Raw genomic sequence first — 17,872 nt, 5'->3', positions numbered from 1 at the left:
GCTTTATTATGTCTCGAGTCTCGGACTTCATTCTTCAAGATATAAGAGGTTTGACACAGAAAAAAGAACCCTGACTGTTTAAGCCAGGGGTTCCTTACTTAATATTCCATGATTATTGGTAAAATCATTGGGCGGCGTTTCGTTTTTTCATAGAAGAATTGGTTTAACGCATCACGCATTTCCTGCTTCAGCGTGGACCAATCAAAAGGTTGGCGCGACCCATTTTTCTTTACGATTTCACTTACTATTTCAGTTGCTTCCCCAATCATTTTCTCAGATTCGCGAACATATACGAAGCCCCTTGAAATGATTTCAGGTCCTGCTGCAATGCTTTTATCCTGACGGTTCAACGTGACCACTACAATCAAAATGCCATCCTGGGATAACAAGCGCCGATCACGAAGAACGATATTACCCACATCTCCAACACCGCTGCCATCTATCAAGATATTTCCTGCAGAGACTTTGCCGGAAAGACCCATTTTATTGCCCTTTAGTTCGATGACATCACCTTTTTCGGCAATTATGATGTTTTCACGTTTAATTCCCGCAGCAACCCCAACTTTTTGATGGGCATATAAATGGCGGTATTCCCCATGTACAGGGATCAAGAATTTAGGATTCATCAAATTGATCATCATTTTAAGTTCTTCCTGGCTGCCATGCCCTGTTACGTGCACTTTATATTTATTTGCAGATACCACTTCAGCACCTACCCTGTAAAGCAAATCGACGGTTTTGGATAAAATAAGTTCGCCGCCCTGTAGGGGTGATGCACTGATCAAAACTGTGTCTCCCTTTTTGATCGTTACCTGCTTGTGGGTCTGTTTTGCCATTTTTTGAAGTGCCGCAATGGGCTCCCCCTGATGACCTGTCGATAACACGACGATTTCACGGTCGTCATACTGGCTAATTTCATTAATCGGGATTATCAGCTCTTCTTCGACCTTTAAGTAACCAAGGTTCAAGGCTGTTTCATAAACGCGTTGCAGGCTTTTTCCTACAACTGCCACTTTTCTGCGACTAGCTGCCGCTGCATTGAAAACATGTTGAATCCGGTTGATGTTCGAAGCGAAGCACGCTACGATGATCCTTCCGGAGGCTGCATGAAAAACCTCTGTAATATCTTTGGCCACAACTGCTTCTGATGTCGTATAACCTGGCCTCTCGGCACCGGTACTATCCGAAAGCAAGCATAGGACACCTTCTTCACCGATACTAGCCATTTTACCGATTTCCGGTTTATATAGATCTGTTGCTGCTTGATCGAATTTGAAATCCCCTGTATAAACGATTGCACCTTCACGAGTGTGGATCACGACTCCGACAGAATCGGGAATACTATGGTTTGTCCGGAAAAAAGACACGGCTGCTTGAGGGAAACTTAAAAGAGAATCAGAATCGATTTCAGTGAATGTTGCCCTGCCGTTAAAGCCATCTTCCTTTAATTTCGTTTTGATTAAAGCTAGTGTAAGCTTTGTTCCATAAACAGGTGCCGGTAAATATTTCAAGACATAAGCAAGCGCTCCCATATGGTCTTCATGACCATGGGTAATGAATATCCCCTGCACCCGTTCCTTATTATCCATCAAATAAGAAATATCAGGGATAACCGCATCGATTCCGAGCATTTCGTCTTCTGGCAGCATTAACCCTGCATCAAGAAGATAGATGTCCTCGTTCACCTCAACGACGTACATATTTTTACCAAGTTCCCCTTGTCCTCCAAGAGAAATGACTTTTATTCCATTATTTTTATCTTTACCCAATCGAATATCCTCCTTAAAAATTCCCGTTCATAATTTCCCAATGAATTCATTATAACCGATGTTTAAAAAACATGACAACACTTACCATTTTCAGAGGGACTTTTTCATTTAATTCAAGAAAACAACCTATTATGTAAGAGATCCTTTGTACTTTTATCCAGTTTCGATTGATAATAAAACATTCAAATATTTTCATCCCGAAATCGGAAAGGATATCCCATTCATATACATCATTATGTAAAAACAAGCCAATCTTCAACGATCAGCTTGTTCCGTGTCTTTTTATTTATTTAATACCTTGGTTAATGCAAGGCGCTCCTGTTCAGTCAATGGCACGATTGGAAGTCTCACCGAGCCAACGTCAATTCCATTTAACTGAAGCGCTGTTTTGACAGGTGCAGGGCTTGGCGCTGCAAACAAACCTTTTATAAGCGGTAACAGTTCCTGATGCAACCTGGCTGCCTCTTTCAAATTCCCACTGATGAAGGCCTCCACTATTTTCTGCAACTCATTACCAGCAATATGTGAAGCAACCGAAACTACACCCACACCACCAATCGCCAATACTGGAAGTGTTAAAGCGTCGTCCCCACTATATAACGCAAAATCTTCATCCGTGCCGGCTATGATTTGGGTCATAGCGTTTAAATCCCCGCTCGCTTCCTTAACGGCCACGATATTAGGAATTTTTGAAAGGCGGATGATCGTTTCCGGTTCAATGTTAATCGAAGCGCGCCCAGGAATATTATATACCATAACAGGGAGAGTCGTACTAGCTGCAATAGCCTTAAAATGCTGGTACAGACCTTCTTGATTCGTTTTACTATAATACGGGGCCACCAGCATTATCGCATCGGCGCCATTTTGTTCCGCTTTTTTTGTCAACTCGATGGAAGCATACGTATTGTTACTTCCTGTACCCATGATGATGGGCACACGTTTTTCAACAACCTTAGAAACATGACGCAATAACGCAATTTTCTCCTCCGAAGATAAAGTCGGGGATTCCCCTGTCGTTCCCGAAAGCACAAGCGAATCGGTTCCATTCGTTAATAAGTAATTAACCAATGAAGTCGTCTTTTGAAAATCGACATTTCCCTTGCCATCGAAAGGGGTGACCATTGCGGTTGATACTCTACCAAATATCATCATCTAACACCTCTTTAATTTTTAAAACCTTTATTCATTAAAAAACCAGATCATTGGACTTCCCTTTCATGCAATTGAAATGCATAGTGCAGGGAATTAACAGCTTCTATTAAATCTTCCTCTTTTACGAGTACCCAAATTGTCGTATGGCTATCCGCTGACTGGAGAATGGCAATTTCCTTTTCGGAAAGCGCTGTGACAATCTTCGCTGCAACGCCTGGCACTCCATTTATACCTGCACCGACTACAGAAACCTTGGCACAATTTCTTTCAATGACCGGTTCATGACCAAGCTCGGCCAAAATCGAGAGGGCAAGTTCTGTCATCTCTTCCGAAACGGTATACACTACGCCGCTTGGATATATATTTATAAAGTCCACTGAAATAGAGGCATTGGCCATTGCTTTGAAAACTTCTGCCTGAAGATTATATTGATCTTTTTTCGCACGGACCTTGATTTGAGTGATCTTTGGTACATGGGCAATCCCGGTCACGAGCCTTTCACGTATGTCACTGCCCTGGCTTCCCTTGTTCATGCTTGTAACAAGGGTCCCCAATCCTTCGCTGTATGTTGACCTTATCCGAATCGGGACTTTCGCCTGCATCGCAATTTCAACAGCTCTCGGATGAATGACCTTCGCCCCTTGATATGCCATATTGCAAACTTCCGTGTATGAAACGATTGATAATGGACGAGCTTGATCGGCAATACGTGGATCTGCCGTCATGATTCCTTCCACATCCGTAAAAATATCGACCCGCTCAGCTTGCAATGCCGCACCTAATGCAGCGGCTGAAGTATCACTTCCACCACGGCCGATGGTCGTGATGTCCCCGTTTTTAGCCGCTCCCTGGAAGCCTGCTACAACGATTACATCCTTCACCTCAAGTTCTTTCATGAGACGGTCGCATTTCATTTCGGTAATTTTCGCACTTGAATAGTCGGTATTTGTCAAGAATCCCGCCTGAGCTCCAGTATAAGCGACCGCATCAATACCATGTTCCAAGAGCATGTTCGTAAATACGACAGATGATATAGTTTCTCCAACTGACATAAGTAAATCCTGTTCCCGTTTTGAAAGGCTGGCCTTCGCTCCATTTACTAGGGAAAGTAAGGTATCCGTTGCATAAGGATCGCCTTTTCTTCCCATTGCTGAAACCACAACCACCACTTTATAGCCTTCTTTAATCGCATTTTCAATATGCCCCTTGGCAAATGAACGGCTTTCCTCATCGCGAACGGATGTACCACCGTACTTCTGGACGATAATTTTCATAATATGCACCCCAAATATAAGCCAGCTTCCCAATCCGGGAAGCTGACAAAAACTCTCTATCCTATTGGAATTTAATTTTCTATCTAGTTCATTAAAAATAAATTATTACTTAACGGTAACCAAACCTAATTTTAAAAGGCTCTCAGCAATTTGAACGGAATTCCAAGCTGCTCCTTTTAATAGATTATCGGAAACCACCCATAAATGGAAGCCTTTATCTTCATCCAAATCTTTGCGAATCCGACCGACGAATACATCATTCTTTCCGACGGATGAAGCAGGCGTAGGGTAAACTTGTTGCTCAGGTTCATCTTCTAACACTATTCCAGGTGCCGTTTTCATTAAATCTTTGATTTGAGAAGCCGCTATGCCTTCTTTTTCAACTTCAATGTATACAGATTCCGAATGACCTGTTACAACAGGAAGCCTCACGCAAGTTGCAGCCACTGGAAGGTCTTGCATATGCATGATTTTCTTTGTTTCATTAATCATTTTCATCTCTTCGAATGTGTACCCGTTATCTTGGAATTTATCGATTTGGGGAATGACGTTAAATGCGATTTGATAATGCTTTTCGTCCCCTTTTACCGGTAAAATCTTCGGATCTATTTCTTTTTCATCAAGCAAGTCGCGAGCCTGTTCCTTTAATTCATTTATCGCTGCTGCACCTGCACCCGAGACTGCCTGATAGGTGGAAACGACAATTTTTGATAAGCCGTATGTCTTGCGGATAGGTTCTAATGCCACAACCATTTGGATAGTTGAACAATTCGGGTTTGCAATGATCCCATTATGCTGTTTCAAGTCTTCTTCATTTACTTCAGGAACGACTAGCGGCACATTTTCATCCATGCGGAATGCACTCGTATTATCCACTACTATCGCACCGCGTTTCACTGCTTCTGGAGCCAATTCCTTAGACACGCTTCCTCCAGCACTGAATAAAGCGATATCGATGCCTTCAAAGCTTTCAGGTTTTGCTTCCTGCACTTCGATTTCTTCGCCCTTAAATGTAAGTTTGATTCCAGCGGAACGAGCCGATGATAAAAAGATGATTTTCTTAATCGGTAAGTCCCTTTGTTCGAGTGTTGAAATCATTTGTTGTCCTACTGCTCCAGTTGCTCCCACAACTGCAATACGCAATCCCTGTGTCTCAGTCATTTATCCATACTCCTTTTCTATCTCTTAAATTAGTTATTTATTGGATTTACTGCTTCTTGTTCAGAATATCATTTATTTTATCACATTAACATTCCAAAGGGTCGCACTTTAACAAAATATTCTGGTAGTGGAGTGGTTTTTCATAACTTCAACCTACAAATTTATGCATATATGTCAGTCGTTAGAATGCGGAAGGGAGGCAGAAATACTTGCTCAGACTAAATCATCCTTGAACCTTTCGACGATGACAGGTTGAATCTGTTCCCTTTCCAATGCAGCTATGATCGTATCCCTTATCATGCTCATCCTTGCAACCATGGAACTTGGTTTGCCTGTGGGATTATCCTGGCCATATGGAACGAAATATATATCTTTTGCAGCCATCAGCCTCATTAGATTGACACCATTTAACCCCAGTGCATCATTTGTTGATATCGCGACCACGACTGGACGGTGATTTCTCATCGTCGCTTTTGCAGCCATAAGTACTGGCGAATCGGTAAGAGCATTTGCCATCTTACTCATTGAGTTACCCGTTAAAGGAGCGATCACCATGCAATCAAGTGGCAATTTAGGTCCTAAAGGCTCTGCTTTGACGATTGTATCAACGACATGATTCCCCGTCAATTTTTCTATTCTTTCGACCCAATCCTCACCCTTTCCAAAACGGGTTTCCGTGTTTTGAACTGTCGATGTTACGATTGGAATGACTTCCGCCCCTTCATCTACAAGTTTTTCTATTTCCGGGAACACTTCATCATATGTGCAATGTGATCCTGTTAATCCGAAACCAATCCGTTTACCTTTGAGACTCATATCATTTTCCCCTTCCTTTTCGTGAACTCGCCTTGTATCAATAGTCCCAGTGCATTCGCTAATATCTGACCAGCTGTTTTCGGGGCAACTATACCCGGCAGGCTTGGTGCCAACAGCGCCTTAATTCCCCTTTTTTCAGCGTAACGAAAATCCGTTCCTCCCGGTTTTGAAGCAAGGTCGATGATTAATGTATGAACGGGCATTTTAGCTATAACTTGTGCGGTAATTATCGGAAAAGGAATCGTATTGATACATATATCCACATTTTTCATTTCAGCAGCAAGATCATTTAAATGAAAAGGAGCTAATGCCATTTCACTGATCCTCGCAATATCCTCGCTTTTTCTTGCCCCCACCTTCACTTTTGCTCCCAGTGCATGGAATGACCGGGCTACACTCATACCGACCCTTCCCAGTCCAAGAACGGCTACATTCGATCCATGGATCGTAAAATCCGTATGTTGAATGGCCATCATGATTGCACCCTCAACAGTGGGAATCGAATTATAAATAGCCACATCATCACGTTCGAACAATAGTACGAGTTTGCGATCCACTCTCTTGAATATCTCATCGAGGTAATCGTTACTGATTCCTGCATAAAAAGTGCAATGTGCCGGGGTCTTTTTTATCATTTCTTCAGTTAAAACAACCTCTTCACTGGAAAAAATCGTTTCTACTTTCCCATCTGAATCCGTGCCCCTGACAGGTAAAATAACTGAGTCTAGTTCCTTGAAATTTATATCTTCCATTTTTTCCTTAACCGCTCCGGTAAAAGCATGGTCAAGCTGTTCAAAACCTACCAATAATAGCTTTGCATCAAGCTCCGTCAGTTTACGGACAACTTCAAGCTGACGCGCATCTCCACCAATTACAGCGATTTGCATGCCTGTGAGCATTAAAACCGTCACCTTCTTTATATAAAAGATCCTAAACATTCCTTGCCCCGTGATACAATCCCTTCAGGAAGCAATTCGGTATTTGCTACATTCTCTAGTTACCCTGCCATCTTATGTTTTTAGTTAAAAAACGGTGATAAGAAATCAAAAAACGCCTTAGCTATTGCCAGCTAAGGCGTTTTCGGGATTGCATTTCGAGAAATTCCAAGGAGTAGGCGCGAGCGCATTATCCGTCCATTTGCTCTCCGTCTTTTAGTGAAAGTCCTTCTTGAAAATCAATGATGACCATATCCGCACCGATTTTTTTTATGTGATCCCATGGCACTCTTATTTCACTGCCATTCCTTAAAAGGCCGAACCATTTAACAGATGGGATGATCAACGAGGTAATTTGTCCAGTTTCATCTATTTCCAAATCCGTCTGACCAAGGATTCCTAATCTTTCCGCCCTATTCACATCGACTATTTCCTTACCGCTCAGTTCGCTTAACCTCAAATTTGGTTCCCCCTTTTTTCGCCTTCTATTCAATCTATATCCGAAAAAGGTAAACTTAGAAGGCATTTATCCAAATATTGTCCAAAACACTGGACCTCCCACATTCAAAGAAAAAAAGCCTGACCTCCCTTTAATAAAAGGAAGGTTCAGACTTAGTCGTTATTATTTGTCCCAGTTTTCCAGCGGGCTCACTAATGACAAGGAATGTTTCGTAAAGATCTGATTTGCCAATTCATTGACGGTATCCTCTGTCACTTCGTCAATCTTGATGATTATATCATCAAGGGAACGGTGCTCACCCAACATTAGCTCATTTTTTCCGTTCCGGCTCATGCGGCTATTCGTGCTTTCAAGGCTGAGCATCAAACTTCCTTTAAGTTGTTCTTTACTATTCCGTAATTCTTTTTCCGTAATGCCATCCCTTTTTAAAGTATCCAATGTTTCCTGAATGGTTTCATACAGGCTGTCAAGCTGGTTTGTGCCTGTCCCCCCATATACTGTCACCATACCGCTATCTTGATAGCTGGAATGATAGGAATAAACGGAATAGGCAAGGCCGCGTTGCTCCCTGACGTCCTGGAATAGGCGGCTACTCATGCTCCCTCCAAGAATATTATTTAAGGTAATCAGGCTGTATGTTTTATCATTGCCGATTTCCAACCCCTTGTAACCAAGGCATAAGTGGGCTTGTTCCGTATCTTTTTTACGGGTGATCCTATTTTCATGGAAGGAAGGTTTGACCAATTCAAGACGGTCTTCCGAGCCTTGATACGAGCCAAAATAGTTTTCGACTTCCTGAATCAATTTTTCATCCACATTCCCAGCAATGGACACTACTACTTTATCGGGTGTATACATGTCATGGACGTATTTTTTTAATGTATCACTATTGAAGGTTTCAAGCGTATTTTCCGTCCCAAGTATAGGATAGCCAAGGGGGTGGTTTTCATATACCGCCTTGCTTAAGAGGTCATGGACAATGTCATCGGGTGTGTCTTCGTACATTTTGATTTCTTCGTAGACGACATTTTTTTCTTTTTTCAATTCTTCCCCATCAAATGTTGAGTTGAAGAACATATCAGCAAGGATTTCCAGCGCATAGCTTGCATGGTTATCCATTACTTTAGCATAGTAGCATGTATATTCTTTTGAAGTGAATGCATTCACCTGTCCGCCAATACTATCGAACGACTCGGCAATTTCACGCGCATTTCTCGTGGTTGTTCCTTTGAAGAACATATGCTCCAGGAAATGTGAAACCCCATTCAATTCTGGTGTTTCATTTCTTGAACCTGTTTTGATCCATACTCCTATTGCTGCTGAGCGTACAGTTGGAATATTTTCCAATACAATTCTAACTCCATTTTGACACGTGTATTTCTTAATCAACTAACATTCCTCCCAATCATTCTATGCTGCTATCGTTACCAATGTTTTATGGATTCGATCGCTCTTCATCTACTGCTTCCGAAACGGTAACAACATCTAAATCTTTCTTTTTTATTTCAATTATTAACGTCTCCAATGATTTTGCAGTAGATTCCGTCGGATGCATCAATATAAATGCTCCAGGGTGTATCTTAGAAAGCACTCTTTGTTGAAGGACTTCAGGGCTTGGCTTTTGCCAGTCGATCGTATCCACACTCCACATGGCGGTCTCCATACCGAAAGAATCCGCGATTTTCACCGTTTCATCCCGGTAGCTTCCACTTGGTGGTGCGAACCATTTCATTTTCAAACCTGTCACCGCTTCAATGACTTCATTCGTTTTTCGAATTTCCTCACGTGTAGCTTGTGCGGATATGTTTTTCATATCCGGATGTGAATAAGAATGATTTCCAATTTCATGCCCGCCACCCTTAATCATCTTGGCCAAATCAGGATTTTTCTTGGTCCAATTCCCTTCAAGGAAAAAAGTGGCCTTGACATTATTCTTTTTTAACACGGCCAACATATCTTGTAAGTACTCATTCCCCCATGCCACATTGATTAAAAATGAAACAACTGGCTTTTCGGGGTGGGCCCGGTAAATCGGAGCCGGATCCAGATCCTCCATATGAATCTTTGCAGGGACCTGCTGAAATACCAGCTTATCCTTATCGAACACGCCCTCCTTCTTCATGGCTTTATACGATTCATCAATATTTACCTTCAGGCCGTTATATGCAGGAACGGTTTTCCAAACAGAATCTATTCGTGCATCCTGTGGTGCAATCTCATATTTTTTTGTTGATTCTTTTATTTGTAAAAGAAGCTCGTCTTCTTGCTTCATTGAAGCAACTGAATCATTGGTTAATTGGGTCAAATAAACTTGTGTATATGGATTTTGCACTAATAACCATGATATACCTGCAATGGCACTTATCGCAACTATCTGCTTCCATTTATTATTCATTTTTTACGCCCCCTTCATACCAAAATGTATGAAGAAAACGGACAAGGTAGAACATGACCTGCTTATAACGCCATTCGCAATATTGATATTCCAATACTTTCAAACAAAAAAAGCATGCAGATTCACAAGGAATCGCATGCCGGATTTTCATTTTCAATTACGATTGAGAAGGGTTGGCTGCCTCTTTTTGCTCTTTCAAGACCGCTTTACGGGAAAGGTTTACCCTTCCTTGCTTATCGATCTCAGTAACTTTGACCAATAATTCATCGCCAAGTGAAACGACATCTTCCACTTTTCCGACCCTTTCTTCAGCCAGTTCAGAAATATGTACCAAACCGTCTTTACCATTGAAGATTTCAACGAAGGCACCGAACTTTTCGATACGTTTAACTTTACCTAAGTATAGTTCGCCCACTACGACTTCACGTACGATATCCTCAATGATTTTCTTCGCTTTTTGAATCATTGGTTCATCAGTAGAAGAAATGAATACCGTTCCATCCTGTTCGATGTCGATTTTCACGCCAGTTTCTTCAATGATTTTGTTGATATGTTTTCCGCTCGGTCCAATTACATCACGAATCTTATCCGGGTTTATGGACATTGTAACGATTTTTGGAGCATATTTGGATAACTGTTCACGCGGTTGATTGATTGTTGACATCATTGATTCCAAAATATGCATCCGGCCATGTTTGGCTTGTAGTAAAGCTTCTTCAAGAATCTCTCTTGAAAGACCTTCAATCTTAATATCCATTTGTAGGGCAGTAACACCTTTTGAAGTCCCTGCGACTTTAAAGTCCATGTCTCCCAGATGATCTTCCATACCTTGAATATCCGTTAAGATTGTATAGTGCTCACCTGTTTTGACAAGACCCATAGCAATACCAGCAACTGGAGCTTTCAATGGAACACCGGCATCCATCATTGCCAAAGTGCTTGCACAGATACTTGCTTGTGATGTTGAACCGTTTGATTCAAGGACTTCAGAAACAAGTCTGATTGTATATGGGAAGTCTTTATCGTTTGGAATGACAGGATCCAATGCTCTTTCACCAAGTGCACCATGACCGATTTCACGGCGTCCTGCCCCACGGATAGGGCCAGTTTCACCAACACTGAAATGCGGGAAATTATAGTGGTGCATAAAACGTTTTGACTCTTCGGTACCAAGTCCGTCCAGAATCTGCACATCACCAAGTGCACCTAATGTACAGATGGATAGCGCTTGGGTTTGTCCGCGTGTGAACAATCCGGAACCATGAGTACGGGGCAGAATGGTAACTTCTGATGATAATGGTCTGATTTCGTCAGGATTACGGCCATCCGGACGCACTTTTTCTTCCGTGATTAAACGGCGGACTTCGGATTTGACCAATTTATTCAGGATTTCTTTGATTTGCTTTAATTTTTCTTCATCAGTTTCTTCTTCATAATGAACCAACACACGATCTTTTACTGCTTTGATGGCGTCTTCACGAGCATGTTTTTCCTGAACTTGTACAGCTTTGTTCAAGTCTGCTTCACATAGGCCCTTCACTTCTGCTTCCAGTTCAGCATCCACTTGATATAAAGTGACCTGCATTTTTTCCTTACCGATTTCAGCAACGATTTTCTCTTGGAATGCAATGATCTTCTTGATTTCATCATGTCCAAACATGATTGCCTCAAGCATGGTTTCCTCTGGTACTTCATTTGCTCCGGCTTCAACCATGTTGATAGCATCTTTAGTGCCGGCAACCGTCAGATTGATGTCACTTTTGGCTAGTTGGTCAACAGTAGGGTTAATAATGAATTCATTATTGATTCTCCCCACTACAACTCCAGCAATTGGACCTTCGAACGGAATATCGGAAACTGAAAGTGCAAGGGAAGAACCTAGCATGGCTGCCATTTCCGTAGAACAATCTTGATCGACACTCATGACCATGCTGATGATCTGAACATCGTTCCTGAAGCCATCTGCGAAAAGCGGACGGATAGGACGATCGATTAAACGGCTTGCAAGAATTGCCCTTTCACTTGGTCGTCCTTCACGTTTGATGAAGCCTCCCGGAATTTTACCGACTGCATAAAGTCTTTCTTCATAGTTCACTGTCAAAGGGAAGAAGTCGACATTTCTAGGTTCCTTTGAAGCTGTCGCAGTACTTAATACAGCAGTTTCTCCATAACGGACTAAAACTGCCCCGTTCGCTTGTTTGGCTAATTGCCCTATCTCTACCGTTACATTACGGCCGGCCCAGTCAAATGAATACGTATGTTTTTCCTGTCCCATTTATTAAACCCCTCTCTGAATCTTCACTTAGAGGCTTAGTTTACCTAAACCTGTATTGGATTAAATCATTTATATGTGAAAGTAACTGAACTCGAGTTAAAACCAAACTATTCCTATTATGCACGAAAAAAACAAGCATTAACAGTAAAATGAATAAAAATTTCATTCATTTGATTATGTATATCCTGATCATTTATAAATGGAAAAGGACCCGGCTCCTGCCGAGTCCCAAGGACGAAGGCCCAGCCTTAAGTAGAACACGTCCAAATCATTTGATTAACATCAAAAAAGCGGGAAATTTCCCGCCTTCCTGAAAAAATTATCTACGTAGACCTAATTTGTTAATTAGTGTACGGTAACGAGTAACGTCTTTGTTACGTAGGTAAGTTAAAAGATTACGACGTTTACCTACCATTTTTAGAAGACCGCGACGTGAATGGTGGTCTTTTTTGTGTGTGCGTAAGTGACCGTTCAAGTTGTTGATTTCTTCTGTTAATACTGCGATTTGAACTTCTGGAGATCCAGTGTCAGTATCGTGAGTTCTGAACTCAGCGATTAGTTCGTTTTTGCGTACTTGTGTAATTGCCATGTTATTATTCCTCCTAAAATTCTGTAAAATCACCTATTACCGAGCCAGCGTCGGAGTCTCGACTAGCCAAGCAATGGTTATTTTCATACATACAATAGAATACATGTTTTTCATTAAAATTGCAAGTCTTGTCTTTTATGCTTCAAGCTTTGCAAAATAGGCGATTGCATTTTGCTTATCTATTTCGATCTGAGCGACTAATGCTTCAAGTCCGGAAAATTTCTGCTCACTCCGAAGTCTTGTATGCCATTCAACCGAAACCTGGCTGCCATATATATCTCCCGAGAACTCCAAGGCATGAACCTCTACAGTGGGATATTTGGGTTTTTCTTCGTGGAACGTAGGTTTGTAACCGACATTGCAAACCCCATTATACCATTTACCGCTTATTTTGATCCTGACGGCATATACGCCTGCAGCGGGGAAGATATAATCGTCACTTACTTCAATATTAGCGGTGGGGAATCCCAACTTTCTGCCCCGTTTTTCACCGTGAATGACATGACCTTTCGTTAAATAGCGTCGGCCAGCCAAATGATAAAAGTCGGAAAAGTTACCATTACCGAGAGTTTCCCTGATTCTCGTCGAGCTTACCTTTTCATCTTCAAGTGTCTGTTTTGCAACGACTGTCTGCGAAAATCTGCCCTGTGCGTAAACAGGCAAATCTTTCATCGATCCTTGACCATAGCGACCGTATGAATAATCAAAGCCTGCAACTACGTGACGGACATTCAGCCCGGCAATGTATTCGTCAACGAATCGTTCCGGCAGTACGGAAGCAAATTCCTTGCTGAAATGGACAATGAATAAATAATCGATCTCCATCGACTCTATGATATCCACCTTATCTTCAAGTGGAGTGATATAGCGGATATTTTCCGTTTTCCTACCCAGTACTGCAGAAGGATGCGGGTCAAATGTCATGACTGCTGACTTAAGATTCATTTCATCGGCTTTTTTCTTGGCGGTTTGAATAACAATCTGATGACCTTTATGTATACCATCAAAAAATCCAAGCGCCATTACAAGCTCGGGAAAATCATCCGAATTAAATTGATGAGGATGCTCTATTGCGATCACTTTCACCTTTCAATCTCCTCTTTCCGGCGGTAAAACGGTCTATAATTCTTGTGCCAATACTTTTACAGGTTTAATTAATCCCACTTTTGTCGGATGTATTTGATAAATGGCAATGGCCTTATCAGCTGGATCGACCATCACAAAAGGCTTCCCTTTTTCAACAACAACATCCTTTGTTTGTTCCAATACCGCACCGTTAAGTACTTTCTTTGCTACTTTATCACTAATCTGAAATTTGGGCAAATGAAATAATCCCCGCTCCAAAGGCAACAGAAATTCATCCGTTTGTCCACTTTCCATGAACTCTTCCACTTCAGCAAATGTGAAACAGTCCTCCTGCTTAAAACCTGCTGATTCAATACGTGTCAAGTCTGACATATGGGCAGGAAAACCCAGTTCTTCACCCATCATGACTGCAAGCGTTCGAATATACGTTCCCTTGCTGCATTTGACGCGAAAACGAAAAGAAATGGTTTCCCCTTTAAATTCAGAACGATCATCGAGAAGGGTTATTTCATAGATGGTGACCTCCCTTGTAGGCCTCTCCACTTCTATCCCTGCACGGGCATATTCATATAACTTCTTCCCGTTTACTTTTACCGCTGAAAACATCGGCGGCGTCTGTTCAATTTTTCCAGTCAATGATTCCAGCACTTCAAGAATCCGTTTACGCTGAATCACTTGATCAATCTTTTTCTCTTCCACTTTTTCACCGCTTGCGTCTTCAGTTGTCGTTGAAAAACCAAGGGTCACTTCCCCTTCATACGCTTTACCGGCTTCTGTCAAATATTCGGCTATCTTAGTTGCCCTGCCGATACAAATAGGCAAAACCCCTGTTACATCAGGATCTAAAGTACCTGTGTGCCCAACCTTTTTTGTCTTTAAAATCTTTCTTAATTTAAAAACACAATCATGGGATGTCAATCCCTTGGGTTTCCATAATGGAAGAATACCGTTCACGCTTTCACCTCATCATTTATAAAACACCCTAAACTACTATCATAAAGCAAAATGAATTCCAATTCCGAAAGGTGTTTTTCCTTTTTTACATATTCAGTTTTCAAAAAAAAGAGACCGACTTCAAGAAGTGCAAAGCACTTATTGAGTCGGCCTCCTTTTACTGCTTGCTTATTCCTCGTCTTTTTCAGCCGGTTTATCCTCTGAATTGATTTGGGAAATCAACGACTCGATACGATTACCATAATCGACCGATTCATCAAATTCAAAAAACAGCTCAGGGGTTTTGCGCAGGCGGATTCTCTGCCCAATTTCTGAACGCATGAATCCTTTCGCCTTAGCTAGACCTTGAAGGGTTTTCTCCCTTTGTTCCTGGTCACCCAAAACGGAAATATAAACTGTTGCCTGTTGTAAATCGCCTGTAACCGCGACATCCGTCACTGTAACAAATCCGATTCTTGGATCTTTAATTTTTCGGCCGATAATTTCACTCAGCTCTTTTTTCATTTGTTCGCCAACACGATTTGAACGAAGGCTCATAATATCACCTCGATAGCCTAAAGCCAGTCTATATCTGTTATTGTTCGCTCTAGTTCCGGAAAAGAATCTAGAAATTTAAGGGCATTTTGAAGTTCCCGTTCAGTAGCCTTCCTTGATGATGTTACGGTTACGATAGTAATCTTTGTCCGCTGCCATAAATCCTGAAAATCGGTCTCTGCTACAGAAATATTGAACTTCTGCTTAAGCCGTGTCATGACACGCTGAAGCACGGCCCTTTTTTCTTTCAAAGAATGGGTGTCATGGATGATGCATTCACATTGGACAGAGCCAACGATCATTTACGTTCGATCTCTTCCATTACATACGCTTCAATTACATCGCCTTCTTTAAGGTCGTTGTAATTTTTAATCGTAATACCGCACTCATAGTTCGTTGCTACTTCTTTTACATCATCTTTAAAACGTTTCAATGCATCAATTTCACCTTCGTAAATGACGACACCTTCACGAATTAAGCGAATTCCGCTATCACGTGTAATTTTTCCTTCTGTAACGTAAGAACCGGCAATCGTACCTACCTTGGATACTTTGAAAGTCGTACGAACTTCAGCCTGACCGATAATTTTTTCTTCGAATTCAGGGTCAAGCATCCCTTTCATAGCCGACTCGATCTCTTCGATTGCTTTATAGATGATGCGGTGAAGGCGGACATCAACATTTTCTGATTCAGCTGCACGCTTCGCATTCACGTCAGGACGGACGTTAAATCCGATGACGATTGCATTCGAAGCTGTAGCAAGGATGATGTCAGACTCTGTAATGGCACCGACGCCAATGTGTATGATTTTCACTTTAGCGCCTTCTACTTCTATTTTATTCAGGGAAGCGGCTACTGCTTCCGCAGAACCTTGAACATCAGCTTTTAAAATGATGTTTAATTCTTTAATTTCCCCTTCTTTCATTTGCTCGAACAATGTATCTAGGGTTACACGGGATTTTTCATTACGTTGTGAAGCAAGTTGTCTCTGTGCACGCACTTCCCCAACTTGACGGGCCGTTTTCTCATCTTCAAAGACGATGAAACGATCGCCGGCCTGTGGCACTTCGTTCAATCCAGTGATTTCAACCGGCGTTGAAGGACCTGCATCCTTAACACGGCGTCCAAGATCGTTAACCATAGCACGAACACGTCCGAATGTATTACCGATAACAATCGGATCACCGATTTTCAACGTTCCGTTTTGAACAAGCAAAGTGGCAACCGATCCGCGCCCTTTATCCAAACGCGCTTCGATAACCGTTCCATTTGCTTTACGAGTTGGATTCGCTTTATACTCCTCCACTTCACTGACAAGAAGAATCATTTCAAGCAAGCTATCGATACCCTCACCGTTTTTAGCTGAAATTGGTACGAAAATTGTGTCTCCGCCCCATGCTTCAGAAACTAAACCATGTTCTGTCAATTCTTGCATGACACGGTCCGGATTGGCAGCTTCTTTATCCATCTTATTGACAGCAACGATAATTGGAACTTCTGCCGCTTTAGCATGGTTGATCGCTTCAATCGTTTGAGGCATAACGCCATCATCCGCAGCAACGACAAGAATGGTGATATCGGTAACTTGTGCACCGCGGGCACGCATTGTTGTAAACGCAGCATGGCCTGGTGTATCCAGGAATGTTATTTTCTTATCGTTAACTTTAACTTGATAAGCACCGATATGCTGAGTGATTCCGCCCGCTTCGCCTTCAGTAACTTTTGTATGGCGTATAGAATCAAGCAATGTCGTTTTACCATGGTCAACGTGCCCCATGATCGTCACGACAGCCGGACGTTCAATCAAATCTTCAGAAGCGTCCTCAGTGACAAGTGATTCAAGGTCTGTTAGGTCGACACGAATCTCTTCTTCGGCGACTACACCGTATTCCGCACAAATCAATTCTATTGCATCTTTATCCAAAGTTTGGTTGATTGTAGCCATAACACCAAGCATAAAGAGCTTTTTAATGATTTCAGAAGGTTCACGGTGAAGTTTTTTTCCAAGTTCCATAACCGTCAAAGACTCATAAAACGTAATTTTCTCTGGAAGTTCTCTTTCTTTACGTTTTGTAACAGGTGCCTGAGGCGCTTGTTGTCTTTGTTTATTATTTTTATTCTTGTTATTGCGACCCTTGTTGAACTGACCTGTTGGTTTTTTCGTCCCTACAGGTTTAACTGGTGGTTTCTTCTTCAGTTTTTCTTTATTGACTGTGCTCTTTTCATCCGCTTCAGCTTCGTACTTTGCGACCGTAGCGTTAGCTTTTGGTTCAGCAGCTGGGCTTTTATCTTCGTTTTTAGGTTTGATTGAATCGTTTAATTTATTTACAGTTGAATCGTCTAATGCTGTCATATGGTTTGTTACCTCTATATTCATTTCTTTAAGTTTATTTATTACATCCTTGCTTGAAACGTTCTTCTGTTTTGCATATTCATATACACGCAATTTTGTCATACGTTCACCCCCGTAAA

General features: G+C 41.8%; 16 protein-coding genes. All 16 read right to left on the bottom strand.

Going from position 1 to position 17,872, the window contains the following annotated elements; genetic code table 11:
- Positions 1-98 precede the first annotated feature (98 nt).
- The 16 genes from AC3ISB_RS08540 to infB all read right to left on the bottom strand — a co-directional run bounded on the left by AC3ISB_RS08540 (position 99) and on the right by infB (position 17,855).
- The gene (locus AC3ISB_RS08540) at positions 99-1,769 is read right to left on the bottom strand and encodes a ribonuclease J (protein ID WP_480339101.1); all 1,671 of its coding nucleotides are present in this window, start codon (positions 1,767-1,769) and stop codon (positions 99-101) included.
- Positions 1,770-2,051: 282 nt separating this feature from the next.
- A complete protein-coding gene (gene dapA / locus AC3ISB_RS08535) occupies positions 2,052-2,921 on the bottom strand; it encodes a 4-hydroxy-tetrahydrodipicolinate synthase (RefSeq protein ID WP_098370980.1) in 870 nt (289 codons plus the stop codon).
- Between the two features lie 47 nt (positions 2,922-2,968).
- Entirely contained in the window at positions 2,969-4,195 is a 1,227-nt protein-coding gene (dapG, locus tag AC3ISB_RS08530) for an aspartate kinase (protein WP_098370981.1), read from the bottom strand.
- Between the two features lie 105 nt (positions 4,196-4,300).
- The gene (asd, locus tag AC3ISB_RS08525) at positions 4,301-5,356 is read right to left on the bottom strand and encodes an aspartate-semialdehyde dehydrogenase (RefSeq protein ID WP_098370982.1); all 1,056 of its coding nucleotides are present in this window, start codon (positions 5,354-5,356) and stop codon (positions 4,301-4,303) included.
- 213 nt (positions 5,357-5,569) lie between these two features.
- A complete protein-coding gene (locus tag AC3ISB_RS08520; protein ID WP_098370983.1) occupies positions 5,570-6,172 on the bottom strand; it encodes a dipicolinate synthase subunit B in 603 nt (200 codons plus the stop codon).
- Positions 6,169-7,071: a dipicolinic acid synthetase subunit A gene (gene dpaA / locus AC3ISB_RS08515; RefSeq protein ID WP_098370984.1), complete on the bottom strand. Its 903-nt coding sequence runs from the start codon at positions 7,069-7,071 to the stop codon at positions 6,169-6,171. The genes AC3ISB_RS08520 and dpaA overlap by 4 nt, the downstream gene beginning before the upstream one ends.
- A gap of 226 nt (positions 7,072-7,297) precedes the next feature.
- Entirely contained in the window at positions 7,298-7,567 is a 270-nt protein-coding gene (locus tag AC3ISB_RS08510) for a YlmC/YmxH family sporulation protein (protein ID WP_076366447.1), read from the bottom strand.
- A 162-nt stretch (positions 7,568-7,729) separates the two neighbouring features.
- Positions 7,730-8,956, bottom strand: coding sequence for a M16 family metallopeptidase (locus AC3ISB_RS08505; protein ID WP_098370985.1), 1,227 nt, complete (start codon positions 8,954-8,956; stop codon positions 7,730-7,732).
- Positions 8,957-9,002: 46 nt separating this feature from the next.
- Positions 9,003-9,962 carry a polysaccharide deacetylase family protein gene (locus tag AC3ISB_RS08500; protein WP_076366451.1) on the bottom strand — a complete coding sequence of 320 codons (960 nt, stop codon included), beginning with the start codon at positions 9,960-9,962 and terminating at the stop codon, positions 9,003-9,005.
- 157 nt (positions 9,963-10,119) lie between these two features.
- Positions 10,120-12,237: a polyribonucleotide nucleotidyltransferase gene (gene pnp / locus AC3ISB_RS08495; RefSeq protein ID WP_144527118.1), complete on the bottom strand. Its 2,118-nt coding sequence runs from the start codon at positions 12,235-12,237 to the stop codon at positions 10,120-10,122.
- Between the two features lie 319 nt (positions 12,238-12,556).
- On the bottom strand, positions 12,557-12,826 hold the full coding sequence (gene rpsO / locus AC3ISB_RS08490) for a 30S ribosomal protein S15 (RefSeq protein ID WP_053345367.1): 270 nt from the start codon (positions 12,824-12,826) through the stop codon (positions 12,557-12,559).
- A 135-nt stretch (positions 12,827-12,961) separates the two neighbouring features.
- Positions 12,962-13,912, bottom strand: coding sequence for a bifunctional riboflavin kinase/FAD synthetase (gene ribF / locus AC3ISB_RS08485; protein WP_480339102.1), 951 nt, complete (start codon positions 13,910-13,912; stop codon positions 12,962-12,964).
- A 33-nt stretch (positions 13,913-13,945) separates the two neighbouring features.
- The gene (gene truB, locus AC3ISB_RS08480; protein WP_480339103.1) at positions 13,946-14,866 is read right to left on the bottom strand and encodes a tRNA pseudouridine(55) synthase TruB; all 921 of its coding nucleotides are present in this window, start codon (positions 14,864-14,866) and stop codon (positions 13,946-13,948) included.
- A gap of 168 nt (positions 14,867-15,034) precedes the next feature.
- A complete protein-coding gene (gene rbfA / locus AC3ISB_RS08475) occupies positions 15,035-15,403 on the bottom strand; it encodes a 30S ribosome-binding factor RbfA (RefSeq protein WP_034313607.1) in 369 nt (122 codons plus the stop codon).
- Between the two features lie 17 nt (positions 15,404-15,420).
- Positions 15,421-15,702: a DUF503 domain-containing protein gene (locus AC3ISB_RS08470; protein WP_057913375.1), complete on the bottom strand. Its 282-nt coding sequence runs from the start codon at positions 15,700-15,702 to the stop codon at positions 15,421-15,423.
- Positions 15,699-17,855 carry a translation initiation factor IF-2 gene (infB, locus tag AC3ISB_RS08465; RefSeq protein WP_148356916.1) on the bottom strand — a complete coding sequence of 719 codons (2,157 nt, stop codon included), beginning with the start codon at positions 17,853-17,855 and terminating at the stop codon, positions 15,699-15,701. The genes AC3ISB_RS08470 and infB overlap by 4 nt, the downstream gene beginning before the upstream one ends.
- Positions 17,856-17,872 lie beyond the last annotated feature (17 nt).

It is taken from the genome of Peribacillus sp. GL_122, from assembly GCF_057835005.1.
The sequence above is the reverse complement of the archived record's forward strand: the minus strand, read 5'-3'. Positions and strand labels throughout refer to the sequence as shown.